The sequence below is a fragment of the Arthrobacter phoenicis genome (assembly GCF_047238215.1).
Classification (GTDB): domain Bacteria; phylum Actinomycetota; class Actinomycetes; order Actinomycetales; family Micrococcaceae; genus Arthrobacter.
In genome coordinates, this window is the sequence record NZ_JBDFMK010000001.1 from 356605 (window position 1) to 373096 (window position 16492).

18 protein-coding genes and 1 pseudogene are annotated in these 16492 nt (G+C 69.2%); 5 read left to right on the forward strand and 14 right to left on the reverse strand.

The features are described from left to right. The first annotated feature begins 223 nt into the window (after positions 1-223). The gene (locus ABC337_RS01610) at positions 224-1351 is read left to right on the forward strand and encodes an Rv2578c family radical SAM protein (RefSeq protein ID WP_412882625.1); all 1128 of its coding nucleotides are present in this window, start codon (positions 224-226) and stop codon (positions 1349-1351) included. A 178-nt stretch (positions 1352-1529) separates the two neighbouring features. Here ABC337_RS01610 and ABC337_RS01615 read toward each other — a convergent pair whose 3' ends face one another. Next, positions 1530-1973, reverse strand: coding sequence for a (deoxy)nucleoside triphosphate pyrophosphohydrolase (locus ABC337_RS01615; RefSeq protein WP_412882624.1), 444 nt, complete (start codon positions 1971-1973; stop codon positions 1530-1532). 176 nt (positions 1974-2149) lie between these two features. Between ABC337_RS01615 and ABC337_RS01620 the strand changes: the two genes are divergently transcribed. Next, on the forward strand, positions 2150-3358 hold the full coding sequence (locus ABC337_RS01620; protein ID WP_412882623.1) for an MFS transporter: 1209 nt from the start codon (positions 2150-2152) through the stop codon (positions 3356-3358). 63 nt (positions 3359-3421) lie between these two features. Here ABC337_RS01620 and ABC337_RS01625 read toward each other — a convergent pair whose 3' ends face one another. Further along, positions 3422-4342, reverse strand: coding sequence for a cation diffusion facilitator family transporter (locus tag ABC337_RS01625; protein WP_412882622.1), 921 nt, complete (start codon positions 4340-4342; stop codon positions 3422-3424). Positions 4343-4568: 226 nt separating this feature from the next. Here ABC337_RS01625 and ABC337_RS01630 point away from each other — a divergent pair, with 226 nt between their 5' ends. Continuing rightward, on the forward strand, positions 4569-4835 hold the full coding sequence (locus tag ABC337_RS01630) for a GlsB/YeaQ/YmgE family stress response membrane protein (protein ID WP_056740672.1): 267 nt from the start codon (positions 4569-4571) through the stop codon (positions 4833-4835). A 117-nt stretch (positions 4836-4952) separates the two neighbouring features. Here ABC337_RS01630 and ABC337_RS01635 read toward each other — a convergent pair whose 3' ends face one another. From ABC337_RS01635 to infC, 4 genes are all read right to left on the reverse strand, one after another. Then, positions 4953-5852: a TrmH family RNA methyltransferase gene (locus tag ABC337_RS01635; protein WP_412882621.1), complete on the reverse strand. Its 900-nt coding sequence runs from the start codon at positions 5850-5852 to the stop codon at positions 4953-4955. Between the two features lie 70 nt (positions 5853-5922). Next, positions 5923-6381, reverse strand: coding sequence for a 50S ribosomal protein L20 (rplT, locus tag ABC337_RS01640; protein WP_290258288.1), 459 nt, complete (start codon positions 6379-6381; stop codon positions 5923-5925). 118 nt (positions 6382-6499) lie between these two features. After that, entirely contained in the window at positions 6500-6694 is a 195-nt protein-coding gene (rpmI, locus tag ABC337_RS01645) for a 50S ribosomal protein L35 (protein WP_009358635.1), read from the reverse strand. A 115-nt stretch (positions 6695-6809) separates the two neighbouring features. After that, on the reverse strand, positions 6810-7850 hold the full coding sequence (gene infC / locus ABC337_RS01650; RefSeq protein ID WP_412882620.1) for a translation initiation factor IF-3: 1041 nt from the start codon (positions 7848-7850) through the stop codon (positions 6810-6812). A gap of 349 nt (positions 7851-8199) precedes the next feature. On the opposite strand from infC, the gene ABC337_RS01655 reads away from it, so the two are divergent. Continuing rightward, complete coding sequence (locus tag ABC337_RS01655) at positions 8200-8586, forward strand: DUF1844 domain-containing protein (protein ID WP_290258291.1); 387 nt, start codon at positions 8200-8202, stop codon at positions 8584-8586. 90 nt (positions 8587-8676) lie between these two features. On the opposite strand, the pseudogene ABC337_RS01660 reads toward ABC337_RS01655, so the two are convergent. The 8 genes and pseudogenes from ABC337_RS01660 to ABC337_RS01695 all read right to left on the reverse strand — a co-directional run bounded on the left by ABC337_RS01660 (position 8677) and on the right by ABC337_RS01695 (position 15038). Next, positions 8677-9994: pseudogene (locus ABC337_RS01660) on the reverse strand (MFS transporter). Between the two features lie 79 nt (positions 9995-10073). Then, positions 10074-10979: an SseB family protein gene (locus ABC337_RS01665; RefSeq protein WP_400159466.1), complete on the reverse strand. Its 906-nt coding sequence runs from the start codon at positions 10977-10979 to the stop codon at positions 10074-10076. Between the two features lie 12 nt (positions 10980-10991). After that, positions 10992-11738 (reverse strand): bifunctional 1-(5-phosphoribosyl)-5-((5-phosphoribosylamino)methylideneamino)imidazole-4-carboxamide isomerase/phosphoribosylanthranilate isomerase PriA, encoded by a 747-nt coding sequence (gene priA / locus ABC337_RS01670; RefSeq protein ID WP_290258294.1) that lies wholly within the window; start codon positions 11736-11738, stop codon positions 10992-10994. Positions 11739-11781: 43 nt separating this feature from the next. Then, positions 11782-11940, reverse strand: coding sequence for a hypothetical protein (locus ABC337_RS01675; protein WP_290258295.1), 159 nt, complete (start codon positions 11938-11940; stop codon positions 11782-11784). Next, complete coding sequence (gene hisH, locus ABC337_RS01680) at positions 11941-12711, reverse strand: imidazole glycerol phosphate synthase subunit HisH (RefSeq protein WP_377973428.1); 771 nt, start codon at positions 12709-12711, stop codon at positions 11941-11943. Next, positions 12708-13334: an imidazoleglycerol-phosphate dehydratase HisB gene (gene hisB / locus ABC337_RS01685; RefSeq protein WP_290258297.1), complete on the reverse strand. Its 627-nt coding sequence runs from the start codon at positions 13332-13334 to the stop codon at positions 12708-12710. Before hisB ends, hisH begins: the two co-directional genes overlap by 4 nt. A 170-nt stretch (positions 13335-13504) precedes the next feature. Further along, complete coding sequence (locus ABC337_RS01690; protein ID WP_412882619.1) at positions 13505-14614, reverse strand: histidinol-phosphate transaminase; 1110 nt, start codon at positions 14612-14614, stop codon at positions 13505-13507. A 118-nt stretch (positions 14615-14732) separates the two neighbouring features. Beyond that, entirely contained in the window at positions 14733-15038 is a 306-nt protein-coding gene (locus ABC337_RS01695) for a LysM peptidoglycan-binding domain-containing protein (RefSeq protein ID WP_290258573.1), read from the reverse strand. Positions 15039-15653: 615 nt separating this feature from the next. Between ABC337_RS01695 and lexA the strand changes: the two genes are divergently transcribed. Then, complete coding sequence (gene lexA / locus ABC337_RS01700; protein ID WP_290258299.1) at positions 15654-16403, forward strand: transcriptional repressor LexA; 750 nt, start codon at positions 15654-15656, stop codon at positions 16401-16403. The last annotated feature ends 89 nt before the right edge of the window (positions 16404-16492 follow it).

Genomic DNA, 16492 nt, shown 5'->3' on the forward strand with positions numbered 1-16492 from the left:
CCGCGCCAGCCTTGACTTAATATCGAACATATATTCGAATGAGGTCATGAGGTGGGACGCACAGGCACTCAATCCACAAGCGACCGGCCGCCGGCCGTCCGGGTCACAGACCCTTGACGGGCACACGGCTCCGCTCCTCCCTGATGGGCTCGATGGGAGGACCGACGGCAAGGAAGCCGTCACTTCCCCGAGTGGTGCGGGCTCCAGCCCGGCCGGGACGTCCGTGACGGCTGACCGGTCCCCCTCCGCGCTGCCCGCACCGGCGCTGCTGCCGCTGGCGGGCCTGGTCCGCTCCGTCACCACCCCGGAGTTCGCCGGGGTCACCTTCCACGAGGTCACCGCCAAATCGGTGCTCAACAAGGTGGCCGCCGGTTCCCGGATGCCCTTCGAATGGACCATCAACCCCTACCGCGGCTGCAGCCACGCCTGTGTCTACTGCTTCGCGCGGAAGACCCACACTTATCTCGACTTCGACGCCGGCCCGGACTTCGACAGCCAGGTGGTGGTCAAGGTCAACGCCGCGGAGGTGCTGCGACGTGAGCTGGCGAAACCCTCATGGCAACGGCACCAGGTGGCCTTGGGCACCAACACGGACCCCTACCAGCGCGCCGAGGGCCGCTATCAGTTGATGCCCGGCATCATCCGCGCCCTTGCCGACTCCGGCACGCCCCTCTCCATCCTCACCAAGGGCACCCTGCTTGCCCGCGACATCCCGCTGCTGAAGCACGCGGCCACCCAGGTACCCGTGGGCGTGGGTATTTCCCTGGCCATGACGGACGAGCAGTTGTCCGAGGCGGTGGAACCCGGAACGCCCGGCCCTCGGGCCCGGCTGAAGCTGATCTCCCGGCTGCGCGAGGCCGGCCTGCCCTGCGGCGTGATGGCGATGCCGATCCTGCCGTGGCTCTCCGACTCGGATGAGGCCCTTGACTCCCTTTTCGGTTCGCTGGCGGCGGCCGGGGCCACGGGAGTCAGCGCCGGCGCCCTGTACCTCAAGCCCGGGACCCGGGAATGGTTCATGCAGTGGATTGCCAGGGAGCACCCCCAGCTCGCCGGAAAGTACCGCCGGCTGTACGGCGGCGGGTCCTACGCGTCCAAGGAATACCGCGCATGGCTGGCCGGCCGGGTCCGCTTCTTCAAGGCCCGCCACGGTTTCATTGGCTCCACGGGCTTCAGTCACGAGGACATTGACCAGGACCCGCGCGATGAAGAGGCCCGGTACCCGGCGGGCAGCCTGCCGGGCTCGGCGCGCATCAGGCACGGACGGGGCACCGCGGGCAGCGGCAGCGGAGGGCACTCCGATACCGGAGAGTCGGCCACCGAACCGGTGGCCGCCCAGCCCACACTGTTCTGAGGCCCGGTTGCCGGTGTAGGCCTGCGTCCGGGAGGGGGCCGGCGGGGTGGGTCCGGCGAGTTGGGCTTGGCGAGTTGGGCCTAGCGGGTTGAGGCCAGCGGGTTGAGGCCAGCGGGTCGCGGCTAGCGGGTTGAGGCCAGTGGGTCGCGGCTAGCGGGTTGAGGCCAGCGGGTCGCGGCTAGCTGGTTGAGGCCTGCGCGGCGACGGCCGCGAGCAGAGCCTCGACGATCGGCAGGTCCGCGGGGATCCAAGGCAGGGCCAGCACCTGCTCCGGGTTGGTCAGGGGTACCCACAACAGCTCGTCGTGGTCCTGCAGCGGCTGAGGGGTCCCGCCGTCGAGTTCGGCGAACCAGACCCGCATCACCGCCGTCGGGTTCAACGGCCAGCCCTCCGGCCCGTGTGTGGTCAGTTCCGGGCCCAGTACCACCCGGACACCGAGTTCCTCGGACAGTTCCCGGTGCAGCGCCTGCTCCGACGTCTCCCCCGGGTCCACCTTGCCGCCGGGAAACTCCCACATGCCCGCGAAACGGGGCGGCGCGGTCCGCCGCGCCACCAGCAGGGTCCGCGGCCGGGCCAGGGAATCGACGATCGCACCGCCGACGACGTTGATGAGTTCAGTCACGACCCCAGTCTAGGTCCCGCCGCACCCCCGCCCCGGGAGAGAATGGAACGGCCGCGCAGTCCGGATCCGGAATAGCGGGCCGCCCGCCACGCGTTGGCACTCACGGAACTGAGCGCAGACCCCTGATCCACGGCCACGGCCGGGCACTGACCACTCACTGAGCGAAAAGCAGATGGATGACTTTAACTAACGACGCCCCCACCACACACCGGGCCGGCTCCTACAACCTAACTCTCGCCATCATTTCGCTGGCCATGGGCGGCTTCGGCATCGGCACCACGGAATTCACGATGATGGGCCTGCTCAAGGAGGTCGAGCACGGTCTGGGCATCAGCACCCCGGAGGCCGGACACCTGATCTCCGCCTACGCGCTCGGCGTCGTGGTCGGCGCCCCGCTGCTCGCCGCCGTCGGCGCGAAGCTCCCCCGCAAGTACCTGGCCCTGGGCCTGATGATGTTCTTCAGCCTCGCGAACCTCAGCTCGGTCATCGCCCCCGATTACGGCACCATGCTGGTGTCCCGCTTCGCGGCCGGCCTGCCGCACGGCGCGTTCTTCGGCGTCGCCGCGGTGATCGCCTCCTCGCTGGTGGCGCCCACCCGCCGCGGCTGGGCCATCTCGATGGTGATGGCCGGCCTGACAGTCTCCAATGTCATCGGCGTCCCGTTCGGCACCTGGCTGGGCCAGAACTTCGGCTGGCGGCTGCTGTTCCTCCTGGTCGGCATCATCGGAATCGCCACCATGGCCATGCTGTGGAAGTTCGTCCCGTACCAGGCACCCCACGCTGACGCGAGCATCCGCCGGGAACTCGCATCCCTCAAGCGCCTGCAGGTCTGGCTGGCGGTGCTGATCGGCGTCGTCGGCTTCGGCGGCTTCTTCGCGACCTACACCTATATCGCCCACACCATGACCGACGTCGCCGGGATCCCCGCCGAATGGCTGCCCCTGGTCGTCGCGCTCTACGGTGTCGGCATGGTGGTGGGCAACATCGTCGGCGGCCGCATCGCCGACAAGTCCGTCATGGGCACCATCTACTGGGTACTCCCCGGCGTCGCCGTGGCCCTCGTGGTGTACGCCGTGGCGGTGCACTGGCCGTGGTCCGCGTACCTGATGGTCTTCGTCGTCGGCGGCGCGGGTTCCATGCTGGTCCCGGCCCTGCAGACCCGTTTGCTGGACGCCTCCCCCGATGCGCCGTCGCTGGCCTCCTCGCTGAACCACGCCGCCCTGAACGTGGCCAACGCCCTCGGGGCCTTCCTCGGCGGCCTGGTCATCGCCTGGGGCTGGGGCTATGTGGCCCCTGCCCTGGTCGGTGCGGTGCTGGCCTTGCTGGGCCTCGGCGTCGCCGTCCTCAGCGGGGCCGTGGAACGCCGGAGGCCGTTGGTCCGGTAACCGCGACCGCAGTCCGGCCCCGCTGCCTCCGGGTTGACCGGTGATTCCGTGGTGCGGCGCGGCCTAGACGGCCGCGCCGCGCTGCAGGTCCGGTTCCAGGTAAATCAACCGGGCGGTGGGGACCGCTTCGCGGATCCGGGCCTCGGCGGCGTCGATCGCGGCGGCAATCTCACGGCCGGAGTCGGCCGCGCCGACGCTGATCTTCGCCGCGACCAGGAGTTCCTCGGGTCCCAGGTGCATGGTCTTGAGGTGGATGATGCCGGTGCCGTCTGACTCGATCGCGCCGCGGATCTTCGCGACGTCCCCCTTTGTGGCCGACTCGCCCAGCAGCAGCGACTTGGTTTCGATGGCCAGTACCGCGGCGATCGACACCAGCAGCAGGCCGATCATGCCGGTGCCCAGGGCGTCCCAGATGCCGTTGCCGGTGATGAGGGTCAGCCCCACCCCCAGGAGGGCGAAGAACAAGCCGAGCAGCGCGCCGAAGTCTTCCAGCAGGATCACGGGCAGCTCGGGCTGCTTGGCGTTGCGGATGAACCGGACCCAGCTCTGGTTGCCGCGCAGGGGGTTGGACTCGCGGATGGCCGTGCGGAAGGAGAACGACTCCGCGATGATGGCGCCGAGGAGGACGGCCAGCGGAACCCACCAGAACCCGCCCTCGATGCCGTGCGGGTGCTGCAGCTTGCCCCACGCCTCGTACAGCGCGAACAGGCCGCCGACGCTGAAGAGCACGATGGCGACGATGAAGGCGTAGACGTAGCGTTCCCGGCCGTAGCCGAAGGGGTGCTCCGGGCTGGCCTGCTTGGCGGCGCGCTTCCCGCCCAGGAGCAGCAGGAGCTGGTTGCCGGAGTCCGCGACGGAGTGGATCGCCTCCGCCAGCATGGACGAGGACATCGTCAGGAGGAAGGCGACGAATTTGAGGACGGCGATCGTGAGGTTGGCGGTCAGCGCCGCCACAATCGCCTTGGTACCGCCATTAGCAGCCACGGGACGTTCTCCTTTAGACAAATGATCGGTGCCGCCGGGCGTTTTTGAGTCCCCGGACCAGATGATCACCCGTACCGGCAGGGGCCCCGTTTCCGCGTGCTGGCGGGGCCAAGGAGGGCACATAACGATTGGGGGTGGGACTGCTGACAGGCCGTGGGCCGTGTGTTAGCTTGAAGCCATAATCGGGATTCCTAAGGTGAATGCCGACGAATATGTAGGAGGAGACATGGGCTTTCTAGGCTGGATCATTCTCGGACTCATTGTAGGTGCAATCGTTAAGGCAATCATGCCTGGCCGGGTTGGCGGCGGCTGGGTCACCAGCCTCGTTCTCGGTGTGGTTGGTGCCATTGTCGGCGGCTGGATCGGCGACCTGCTCTTCGGTGGCGGCAAGATGGAATTCTGGAACCTCGGCTCCTGGATCCTGGCCATCGTCGGCGGCCTCGTCGTCGCCGGAATCTACGGCGCCATCACCGGTCGGAACCGGACTACGTAACTCTTATCCCCCGCCCGGGCCGCCGAGCCCCGCGGGACACCAAACGACGGCGGGGGCCCACCACACGGTGGGCCCCCGCCGTCGTTTGTTCGCGTCGTTGGAGGAAGAAAAGTTCCGTCAGCCGGCGGCGCGCTGGGAGCGCGCACTCGCGTACAGGCAGACGGTGGCGGCGGTCCCGAGGTTGAGGCTCTCCGCCGACCCGTAGACAGGCACCGCTACCCGATGGCCGGCCAGCGCCAGTTGCTCCTCGGACAGGCCCTGGGCCTCGTTGCCGAACAGCCAGGCGGTGGGGTGGGCCAGGTCGTAGTCCGATCCCGTGTCCGCGCCGCCGAGCCGCCGGGCGGCGCTCTCGTCCTGCAGCCGGTCCAGGTTCAGCTGTCCGTAGCCATCCGCTGCGAGGACTCCGATGCCGCGTGCCGTGCAGGCTGCGACGGTCTCGGCGATGTCTGCGCCGAGGACCACAGGGAGGTGGAAGATCGAGCCCGCGGTGGACCGCACCGCCTTGGGGTTGTAAATGTCCACGCTGGAGGAGCTGAGAATGACGGCGTCCGCTCCGGCGGCGTCGGCGGCACGAAGCACAGTACCGGCGTTGCCGGGGTCCCGGACCTCGCACAGGACGGCCAGGAGGCGGGGTCCGGCATCGAGGACGTCGGCCAGTTCGACGTCGAGGAAGCGGCAGACGGCCAGGATGCCCTGCGGGGTGACCGTGTCCGCCATGGCCGCGAGGACCTCATCTGTGGCGAGGAACGCCCGGGTGCCCTCCGCGAGGGTTTCGAGTTCCGGGTGCCGGTCCAGGCAGTCCTCGCTGGCGTAGACCTCAAGGACGACGCCGTCCCTGCCGTCGGCGAGCCGCTGCTGGTGCAGGGTCAGGGCCTCGCGGACCGCCTGCGGGCCTTCGGCCAGGAACTCCCGGCGCTTTAAACGCGCCGGGCGCCCGGCAAGCTGCGCCACCTTCCTGACCCGATCGGCTCGGGGATTGGACAGTGGTTCAGCGTGCGGGCGCCCGGTTTCGTTCATATAAGAACCTTAGTTGCTCCGAAGAGCGGTTCCTGAACTGAGCCGCGAGGCTCGGAGCGGAGCTCCGGTACTACTTGGCAGCCTTCTCGGCGGCGGTCTTCTTGGCAGCCGGCTTCTTCGCAGCCTTGGGGGCGGCGGCAGCCTCGGCCTGCACGGCCGGCGCGGAGGTGTCGGCGGGCAGCGAGTCCTTGGCGACCTGGACCAGCGCGGCGAAGGCGGTGGCGTCGGAGACGGCCAGCTCGGCCAGCATGCGGCGGTCAACCTCGACCTCAGCGGCCTTCAAGCCCTGGATCAGGCGGTTGTAGGTCAGGCCGTTGGCGCGGGATGCAGCGTTGATGCGCTGGATCCACAGGCGGCGGAAGTCGCCCTTCTTCTTCTTGCGGTCGCCGTAGCTGTACACGAACGAGTGCAGCAGCTGTTCCTTGGCCTTGCGGTACAAGCGCGAACGCTGACCGCGGTAACCCTTTGCGCGTTCAAGAACAACCCGGCGCTTCTTGTGGGCGTTTACCGCCCTCTTCACACGTGCCACGTGCGTACTCCTTCAAAATCTGATCCCAAGCGTCTACTGCCGGAAATCCCGGCTGGCCTGAGAAGCCTTAGTGGTAGGTGGACCGTTGCCGGCGGCAATCGGTCCGGGTACTTGGAACTTAGATGCCGAGCATCTTCCGGATGACCTTGGCGTCGCCCTTGAAGACGATCTTGTCGCCGGCGAGGCGGCGGGTCAGCCTGGAGGACTTGTGCTCGAGGTAGTGGCGGCGATTGGCCTGCTGGCGGCGCAGCTTGCCGCTACCGGTCAGCTTGAAGCGCTTCTTAGCACCGCTGTGGGTCTTCATCTTCGGCATGGGAACCGATCTCCTTACGTATCCGCAGAACGGGTCTGCAGTCTTTCGGGCAGCCGCCCCTCGGGGCGGCGTGCTGGTTGACTGCCACCGGACCTTGCGGTCCGGCGGCCGTGAATCAGTTGGTCTTCTTGCTGCCAGGCTTCGGCGCGGCCTTGGGGGCCGCGGGCCGTGCCGCCGGCTTGGGAGCCGCGGGCCGTGCTACCGGCTTGGGCGTGGCAACAGGCTTCGGAGCGGGCTTCGCGGCGGATGCCTCGGCGGCCGGCTTCGCGGCCGGAGCCTTGGGTGCCGCAGCCTTCGGAGCGGGTGCCTTCGGAGCCGCGGCCTTGGGAGCTTCCGCCTTCGGGGCTTCCGTCTTCGGAGCCGCAGCCTTGGGAGCTTCAGCCTTCGGAGCTTCCGTCTTCGGAGCCGCAGCCTTCGGGGTCTCAGCCTTGGGGGCTTCGGCCTTCGGAGCGGCTTCCGTGGCAGCCTCAGCCTTGGGGGCCTCGGTGGCCGGCGCCTCGGCAGCGGGTGCCTCTTCGGGTTCCGCAGCCTCGGTCCGGACCTGGTAGCCCTCCGGCAGCAGGTCCGCGAGGGACTGCGTCAGGGGGGCTTCGCCGCCGTTGGTGTTGACCCGCGCCGCCTTGGCTTCATTCTCGGCCTTAGCCTCGGCGCGCTGGGTGGCGCGGCGGGCTTCCGCCTTGGCTTCGGCCTTGTTCTTGAGCGGGCCGACCACCATGACCATGTTGCGGCCGTCGATGCGGGGGCTGGATTCCACCACGCCCACCTCGGCGACGTCCTCGGCGAAACGCTGCAGCAGACGGATGCCCATCTCGGGGCGCTGCTGCTCACGGCCGCGGAACTGGATCATGGCCTTGACCTTGTCGCCGGCGCCGAGGAACCGCAGCGCGTGTCCACGCTTGGTCTCGTAGTCGTGCTTGTCGATCTTGAGGCGGAAACGGATTTCCTTCAGGACCGTGTTGGTCTGATTCTTCCGGGCCTCGCGTGCCTTGACGGCGGCTTCGTACTTGTACTTGCCGAAGTCCATCAGCTTGCACACCGGAGGCTTGGCCTGCGGTGCAACTTCAACGAGATCCAGATCAGCCTCGGCAGCCAGACGCAGGGCATCCTCAATACGGACGACTCCTACCTGTTCACCTGCAGGGCCGACCAGCCGCACCTCGGGGACGCGGATACGCTCATTGATTCTTGGCTCGCTAATGTTAAAGCTCCTGTGATCGGGGGGGGTACTTCTCCGGCAAAAGAAGAAGGCCTCCCATTGCCGGTAGCAATCGAAGGCCTCGAAGATCGGAACTGCCGCCCTGTGGGGCAACATGCGCTTGTCCGGCACGCAGTGCGTGGGTCAAGCGCCCGACCAGGTACCCGGCAACCTTGACTCCCGAAGGAATTCGCGCGGCTGACGCGGGTGGGAGAGATCTCCGCTTGCAAACTGGACGCCGTCTTCACTGGAATCTGTGCGATTCCGGCAAAATAACGACATCCAGTCGGTCTGTGACAAGCTTACCAGCATGAGTACACCAGAACGTAATTCGCACGTCTTCCAGCCGGCGGGCGAGCAGGCGGACGTCTCCCAGCAGATCCGCGACATTTCCGAGGTCCCCGCGATCGAGGTCATCACCACCGCCGCCGTGCACCTGATGAGTGCCGCCGCCGTGAAGCTCGGCCTCGCCGCCGAGGACAATGCCGAAGAACTCAAGGACCTCGACGAGGCCCGCAAGCTCATCACCGCACTGGCGGGCCTGGTCACCGCGGCGGCGCCGGAGATCGGCTCCCAGCACGCCGGACCGTTGCGCGACGGCCTGCGCTCCCTGCAGCTGGCCTTCCGCGAGGAGTCCGTCATTCCGGACGCTCCCGGCAAGGGCCCGGGCGAGAAGTACACCGGCGCGGTCAACTGACCACAATTACACGGCGGTAACGACGACGGCAGGCGGACCAGTGCGGTCCGCCCGCCGTCGTCGTTAAGGCCGGGAGGCACTGGGCCCTCGTCAGGCGGCGGCGAGCCGGCGCCTGCGCCGCCGCTGGAGCACCAGACCCACGAGGCAGAGCAGCACCCCGGCCGCGCCGACCGAGACGAAGCCCGCCCCGGCGCCCACGCCGTCGATGAAGAGCCCGGCCAGCGGAGCGCCGAGCGCCACACCGCCGGTCAGGGCCGAGCCGTACCAGCCCATCGCCTCGCCACGTCGTTCCTCGTCAACCAGGTCGGCCACCTTCTCCGAGGCGGCCGAGAGTACCGGGGCGCAGAGCACGCCCGGCAGCAGGGACAGGAACGCCAGGGCCCAGGTGTCGTGGGCGAACGCCATCGGCAGGGTCAGGGCGGACATGCCGAGCAGCAGGAGCACCGGGGAAACGGGCCGGTGCATGGTAGACCACGCCGCCGATCACCGAGGCGGCGCACCAGAACAGAAAGACGATGCCGATCTCGGCCTGGTGGCCGCCGGTCTGCAAGGCGGCGACGATGCCGACGTCGGTGCCGCTGAGGACCATGCCGGAGCCGGCGGCGACGGCGAAGACTGCGGCGACCGAGGCAGTGAACCAGGCGAAGTTGTGCCGCACCTTGTGCCGCAGTCCCAGCCGATCCTGACGGCGGTGCTCGGCGGCGGCGAGGGGAGCCAGTTCCGCCGCTGCCTCCTGCAGGTGCGCGGGGGCGGCCGCGACGACGGCGGCCTCGGCGCCCTGCTGCTGATCCGCCTCGAAGGCGGCCTCGGGCTCGGCGTCGGTGGCGACGGACCGCGTGGGCGGGTTCATCCACATCAGGAAGAGCCCGGAGAGTGAGGTGGCAACGCCCACGATGCCGAGGCCCAGCACGGAGTAGCCGGCGGTGGCGACGATCGCGCCGGCGGCCGGACCGATCATGAAGACCAGTTCGGTGCTAATGGCGTCCAGGGCGAACGCGGTGCGGCGCTGGTCCCCGGTGGCCAGGATGCCCAGGGACTGCCGGACCACGCTGAAGATCGGCAGGGTCAAGAGGCCGCCGACGAACACCAGGGGCAACAGCAACTGGTAGCTGACGTGCGGGGCGATGGTCCAGATCACCGTCTCCGAGAGGACGGACGGGATCAGTGCCCGGCGCAGGCCCACGGTGTCCACCCGGCGGCCGCGCCACGGGGCGCCGACGGCGATGCCGATGGTCATGACGGCGGCGGCGGTCCCGGCCGCGGCGTAGCCCTGGCCCAGGGTGAGGACGATGTGCAGGGTCAGGAGCACGCCCGCGGCCGAGTGCGGGATGCGGGCCACCATCCCGACAATCAGTAGGTTCCTGATGGGCCGCACTGCCAGCAGCTCACGGTAAAGCGCGAAGTTCACGGGACGGCGTTCCTTTGCCTTGCATTTCTCTCGGTGGCGCGGCCCGTGACCGGCACCGCGGGAGAGGCGGGCCGCCCGGTCAGGGTGCTGCGCGCTGCAGCTTGATTTCGATCGAGTCAACCCGCTCGGCGAAAGCTTCATTCCGGGCCCAGTCCTCGTTCAGGCCGGCCACCAGGGATTGCACCTCGGCGGCACTGAGCCCATCTTCAAGGTACAGCACCACGCGCAGTTCCGGCCCGGCACCGCCGCCGGGCAGCTGCGTCCCGTCGGCCTGCGCCGAGGCCACTCCCCCGCCGGGGCGCAGTTCGACCCGGCGCAGCGCCCTTACCCCGGCCGCGGAGGCGACGACGGCGTCGGCCACCGTCTGGTCCCGGTAGCTGGGGACCCAGCCGTGCTGCTTGGCCAGCGCCCATACGGCCGGGCGGCGCACCACGAACGTGGCGGCCGAGCCGGGGTCCAGGACCAGCAGTTCGGCATGCTCGGCGACGGCGGAGAGCGCGGCGCGGGCGGCGTAGACGGCCACCGGGCGGGCCTCGGGGTGCCAGGCGGTGAGGTTCTCCGCGGAGGTGAAGACCGGCAGGGCGGTGCGGCCGTCCGGCGCCTTGAGGGTCACCAGCGCCATGTCGGCCTGCTTGTCCCCGTGCAGCTCGGTCCCGTGGGCCCCGGCCACGGCGTCGCCCTCCTCCGCGAGGCTGGCGACGATCGGCACGAAGACCCGGGCCGTGGCGAGGGCCGCGACGACACCGGCTTCGTCCCCGGTGCCTGCCGCGAGGGCCGCGACGGCGGCGAGGTAGCCGGCGTCGGCCGCGCCGTCGTCGTCCTCGAAGTTATGGATGGTCGCTCCGTCGCCGGCCAGGCTGCGTCCTGCCCAGGGCTGCCCGGCGGAGTCCGTCGCTCCCCCGGCGCCGGCGAGGGCGGCGGCGATGTGGCCGGGGAGGGCGCGGTGGCCGGGCTGGGGTTCCTGCGGCACTGGTTCCTGCGGCATGAAGGGACCGGCCTAGCGGCGGCCGGCGACGTCGAGGGCCTCGGGCAGCGTGAAGTTGCCGTTGTAGAGCGCCTTGCCAATGATCGCGCCTTCGACCCCGAGCGGGACAAGGGAGCGGAGGACCTTGAGGTCCTCGAGGCTGGAGATGCCGCCGGAGGCGACGACGGGCTTGCCGGTCTTCTCGACCATCTGGCGCAGCAGTTCCACGTTGGGGCCCTGCAGGGTGCCGTCCTTCGTGACGTCGGTGACCACGTAGCGGGCGCAGCCGGCTTCTTCGAGGCGGCCGAGGACTTCCCAGAGGTCGCCGCCCTCCTTGGTCCAGCCGCGGCCGGCGAGGGTGGTGCCGCGCACGTCGAGGCCGACGGCGATCTTGTCGCCGAAGCGTTCGATCACCCGGTCGGTCCACTCCGGGTTCTCCAGCGCGGCGGTGCCGAGGTTGACGCGGCCGACGCCGAGGTCCAGGGCGCGTTCGAGGGATTCGTCATCGCGCAGGCCACCGGAGAGTTCCACCTTGATGTCCAGCCGTCCGACCACCTCGCGCAGCAGCTCCGCGTTCGAACCGCGGCCGAAGGCAGCGTCCAGGTCCACCAGGTGGACCCACTCGGCGCCCTGTTCCTGCCAGTTCAGGGCCGCTTCCAGGGGGGTGCCGTAGCTTGTTTCGCTGCCGGCCTCGCCCTGGACCAGGCGCACGGCCTGGCCATTGACAACATCGACGGCGGGGAGCAGTTCCAGGATCGGCAGCGGGTTTTCGGTGGTCATCGTGAAGTCCTCACAAGGTAGGTGGCGGGGGCGGCGCGGGGCGTCAGGCGCCGGGCAGGGTCAGCAGGTAGGCGGCCAGCAGGGACATGCCGGCCAGGATGTAGAAGACGATCTGGACCCAGAGCGGGCTCTTCTGCTGGCGGAAGGAGAGCGCTCCGCCCACCAGCAGCCCGGCGAGGCCCATCAGTACCAGGGACCACATTCAGGCGGTCGCTTCCGGGGTAGCCGGGGCTTCCGCAGTGGTGCCTGTGCCGGCGTTGCGGGCGGGGCGCAGGCTCCCGACCCAGTTGCGCAGCAGGCGGGCGCCCGCGTCCCCGGACTTCTCCGGGTGGAACTGGGTGGCGCAGAGCGGGCCGTTCTCCACCGCCGCGATGAACGGGGCGCCGTGTTCGGACCAGGTCACCAGCGGTGCTGCCATCCGCGGCTGGATCACGTCGAAGTCCCAGTGCTGGACGCCGTAGGAGTGCACGAAGTAGAAGCGTTCCTTCTCCACCCCGTCGAACAGCAGCGAGCCCTCCGGCACGTCGACGGTGTTCCAGCCCATGTGCGGGACGACGTCGGCGGGCAGCAGCTCGACCTTGCCTGGCCACTCCCCCATGCCTTCGGCGACCGTGCCGTGCTCCACGCCGGCCTCGAAGAGGACCTGGAGGCCGACGCAGATGGCCAGCACCGGCCGGCCGCCGGCGACGCGGCGGCCGATCATCCGGATGGCATCGACGGCCTTCAGTTCGTTCATGACGGTTTCGAAGGCGCCGACGCCGGGGACCACCAGGCCGTCGGCGTTGAGGACGTCCTCGGGCTTGGAGCTGAGGATGACCTCGGCGCCGGCGCGCTCGAGGGCGCGCACGGCGGAGCGGACGTTGCCGGAGCCGTAGTCCAGGACGGTGACGGTGGGCTTGCCCTCCGGGGAGGCGGGCTTGCGGCCGGCCTCCGGATCGATGATGGCGCCGTCGCGCAGCACCTTCCCGGTCACAGTGCACCCTTGGTGGAGGGAATGCCCTCGACGCGGGGGTCCGGCTCGACGGCGGCACGGAGCGCCCGGGCGAACGCCTTGAACTGGGCCTCGACGATGTGGTGCGGGTCGCGGCCGGCGGTGACGTTCATGTGCAGGCAGATTCCGGCGTGCAGCGTGATGGCCTCGAAGACGTGGCGGGTCAGCGAGCCGGTGAAGTGGCCGCCGATCAGGTGGTATTCCTGCCCGGCGGGTTCGCCGGCGTGGACCAGGTAGGGACGGCCGGAGACGTCCACGACGGCGTGTGCGAGGGCCTCGTCGAGGGGCACGGTGGCCTCGCCGAAGCGGCGGATCCCGGCCTTGGTGCCCAGTGCGGTCTTGAGGACCTCGCCGAAGGTGATGGCGACATCTTCGACGGTGTGGTGCACGTCGATGTGGGTGTCACCGGTGGCCTTGACGGTCATATCGATCAGCGAGTGCTTGCTCAGGGCGGTCAGCATGTGGTCGTAGAACGGCACCGAGGTGCTGATGTCCGAGACGCCGGTGCCGTCCAGGTCGATCTCGACCAGGACGGAGGATTCGCTGGTGGTCCGTTCCAGGCGGGCGGTCCGGGCCCGGGCAGCGGCTGATCCGGTGGTGCTCATATGGGTGTCCTTTTGGCTAGGTGGCGGTCGCCCGGCCTGTGACGGCGGCGCGCGGGTCCTGGATCAAGTCTAGGGCCCGGCACGCCCGGGACGCCCGGCGGTCGCAGGGGCGGTCGCGCGGGGCCGGCGGGGCTGACCCGGCGGTGCGGAAGGTGGGGGTGGACGCGGGCTCAGCCGCGGTGGGCGGTGAGGATCCGTTCGAGGGCCTCCAGGAAGGCGGTGGTCTCCGCCTCGGTTCCGGCGGTGACCCGGAGATGGCCGGGGATGCCGACGTCGCGGACCAGAACGCCGGCGTCGAGTAGTTCCTGCCAGACCCGGTGCGGGTCCGTGAGCCCGCCGAAGAAGACGTAGTTCGAGTCCGACGACGCCGGGGTAAGGCCCATTCGGGTCAGCTCGGTGACGATCCGGTCGCGCTGCCGCTTGATGTCCTCGACGTCGGCCATCAGCGCCTCGCGGTGCCGGAGGGCGGCGAGGGCGGTGGCCTGGGTGATGGCGGAGAGATGGTACGGCAGGCGCACCAGGCGCAGCGCGTCGGTGACCTCGGGCGCCGCGGCCATATAGCCGATCCGGGCACCGGCGAGGGCGAAGGCCTTGCTCATGGTGCGGGAGACGATCAGCCGTTCCCGGCCCGGCAGCAGGGTCAGGGCGCTCGGGGTGCCCTCGTGGGCGAACTCGTGGTACGCCTCGTCGACGATGATGATGGCCTGGCTGGCCTCCCCCGCCTCGTAGACGGCTTCGACGACATCAAGGCCAAGGCCCGTGCCGGTGGGGTTGTTGGGCGAGCAGAGGAAGACGATGTTCGGCTGCAGCTCGCGGACCTGCCGGGCGGCGGACTCGGCGGTCAGGCTGTAGTCCTCGCCGCGGACGCCGGCGACGTAGCCGGTGTCCGTTCCGGCAGCGAGCAGCGGGTACATGGAGTACGTGGGAGGGAAACCGAGGGCGTTGCGGCCCGGACCGCCGAAGGCCTGGAGAATCTGCTGCAGCACCTCATTGGAACCGTTGGCGGCCCAGATGTTCGTGGCGTCCAGCCCGTGGCCAAGGTATTCGGCCAGCGCCCCGCGGAGTTCGGTGAACTCCCGGTCCGGATAGCGGTTGAGCCCGGCAGCCGCCTCGGTGACGGCCTCCGCGATCGCTGCCCGCACGTCGGCGGGGACACCATGGGTGTTCTCGTTGACGTTCAGGAGAATCGGAACGTCCAGCTGGGGAGCACCGTAGGGGCGCAGGCCCCGCAGATTGGTCCGGAGGGGAAGTCGGTTGAGTCGCTCAAGCTGGTCAGTCACGTCCCCAGTTTAAGTGAGAGGACTGTCTGGCCCGAAACCGTGACCAACGATGGCCCATCCCGCGGCCGGCGAATGGCCATCGCGAGGTCGGCGGACGCTCCGTCCCGGGGGATTCAGCTCAGGGGGTCGGAACGAAGAGCTGCTGGCCGGGCAGGACCGGTGCGGCGTCGAGGTTGTTCAGCTGCACGATCTCGGCGACCACGTCCCGCGGATCCCGTTTCGGGTCGACGGTGCCGGCGATGGTCCACAGGGACTCCCCAGGCTGCACGGTCACGGTGACCGTCGGGGTGGTCGCCAGCGATGCCGGGGAGTCGGCGGCCTTCGCCGGGGCGGTCAGGAAGCCGGCCAGGGACAGCAGCAGGGCCGCGAGCAGGATCAGGGGCAGTCCGAAGAAGACGAAGCGTCCCCGCCGGGTCAGCCGCAAGGGAGCCTGGGCCGAAGAGTGGGCCCGGCGTACAGCTGACGCGCTCCCGGCGGTCGCGTAAGCGTCGGCCGGGGCAGCGAACGGAGCCACCGCCCCGGAGAAGGCCGTGGCAGTATCCGGCACGAGATACAGTGCCGGCCTTCCGGCGTCGGAAAACTGCGAACCGGCGAAAGCGCTTCTTGCTGACATGAACTGAGCCCTCCTGGACTTGTCGTTGCCGCCCGGCGTACTCCTCGTACCTGCCGCCAACCGGCTGAACCATCATTCGCTTCGAACACAAAGCCGAAACCGGCCGTGGTTCTCCACTCGCAATCTTCGAACACATCTTCGAATCTTGCTGTTCTCTTTTTAGCACCTATGAACGAACTCTGTCGAGACTCGCTAGAACAAATGTTTGAAAAACACCGACGGCTGACCTATTTTTGAAGCACGGAACCGGTCCCTCGAGGGACCCGCACTCCGCACCTGCAGTCTGAAACCTGTCGAACACCCGCCAGCGGTGATCAAGAGCAGTCAAACGGCAGGCACTGACATTTTTAGGATTCGCAGCAATCGGGCCGCTTCACTCGGTCCGCTGGCCACGGATCCGCACCACGAACGGAAGGCACGGCGACCATGGCAGCACAAGCCACCGGCGGGAGGGCAACCCGGCGCGGCGCCCAGCCTGCCCGGGCGCCCAAGAGCCTCACCGTCCGTCAGAAGAAGATCCTCGAAACCATCCAGCGGTCCGTGACGGACAACGGCTATCCGCCGTCAATGCGCGAGATCGGGGACACGGTGGGGCTGGCCAGCCTCTCCAGTGTGACCCACCAGCTCTCCCAGCTGGAGAAGCTGGGCTACCTGCGCCGGGACCCCAAGCGTCCCCGCGCCATGGAAGTCCTGATGCCGCTGACCCTGGACGAGGGGTCCACCCCGATTTCCGGCGTCGAACAGCCCCGCGGGCTGAAGGCCGTCGGCGGACTCGCGGTGTCGGAACTGGCCAGCGCCACGGACACGGCGATGGTCCCGTTTGTGGGCCGGATCGCCGCCGGTGGCCCGATCCTGGCCGACCAGGTGGTGGAGGACGTCCTCCCCCTGCCGCGCCAGCTCGTGGGCCACGGTGAGCTGTTCATGCTCAAGGTCGCGGGCGATTCCATGATCGACGCCGCGATCTGCGACGGGGACTGGGTGGTGGTTCGCCGGCAGAACGACGCCGTCAATGGCGACATCGTGGCCGCCCTCCTCGATGACGAAGCCACAGTCAAGACGTTCCGGCAGCGCGACGGCCACACCTGGCTGCTGCCGCAGAACACCCAGTACGAACCGATCCTGGGCGACCACGCCGTCATCATGGGCAAGGTCGTCTCGGTCCTCCGCTCCCTGTAGCGCGGGCAACGCCGCCGGCCAGGGACCGGCTGAACGCGCTGAACGCCCGGACCTGAGGCCCCACGCCCCGGCCGAACGCCGAGGCGTGA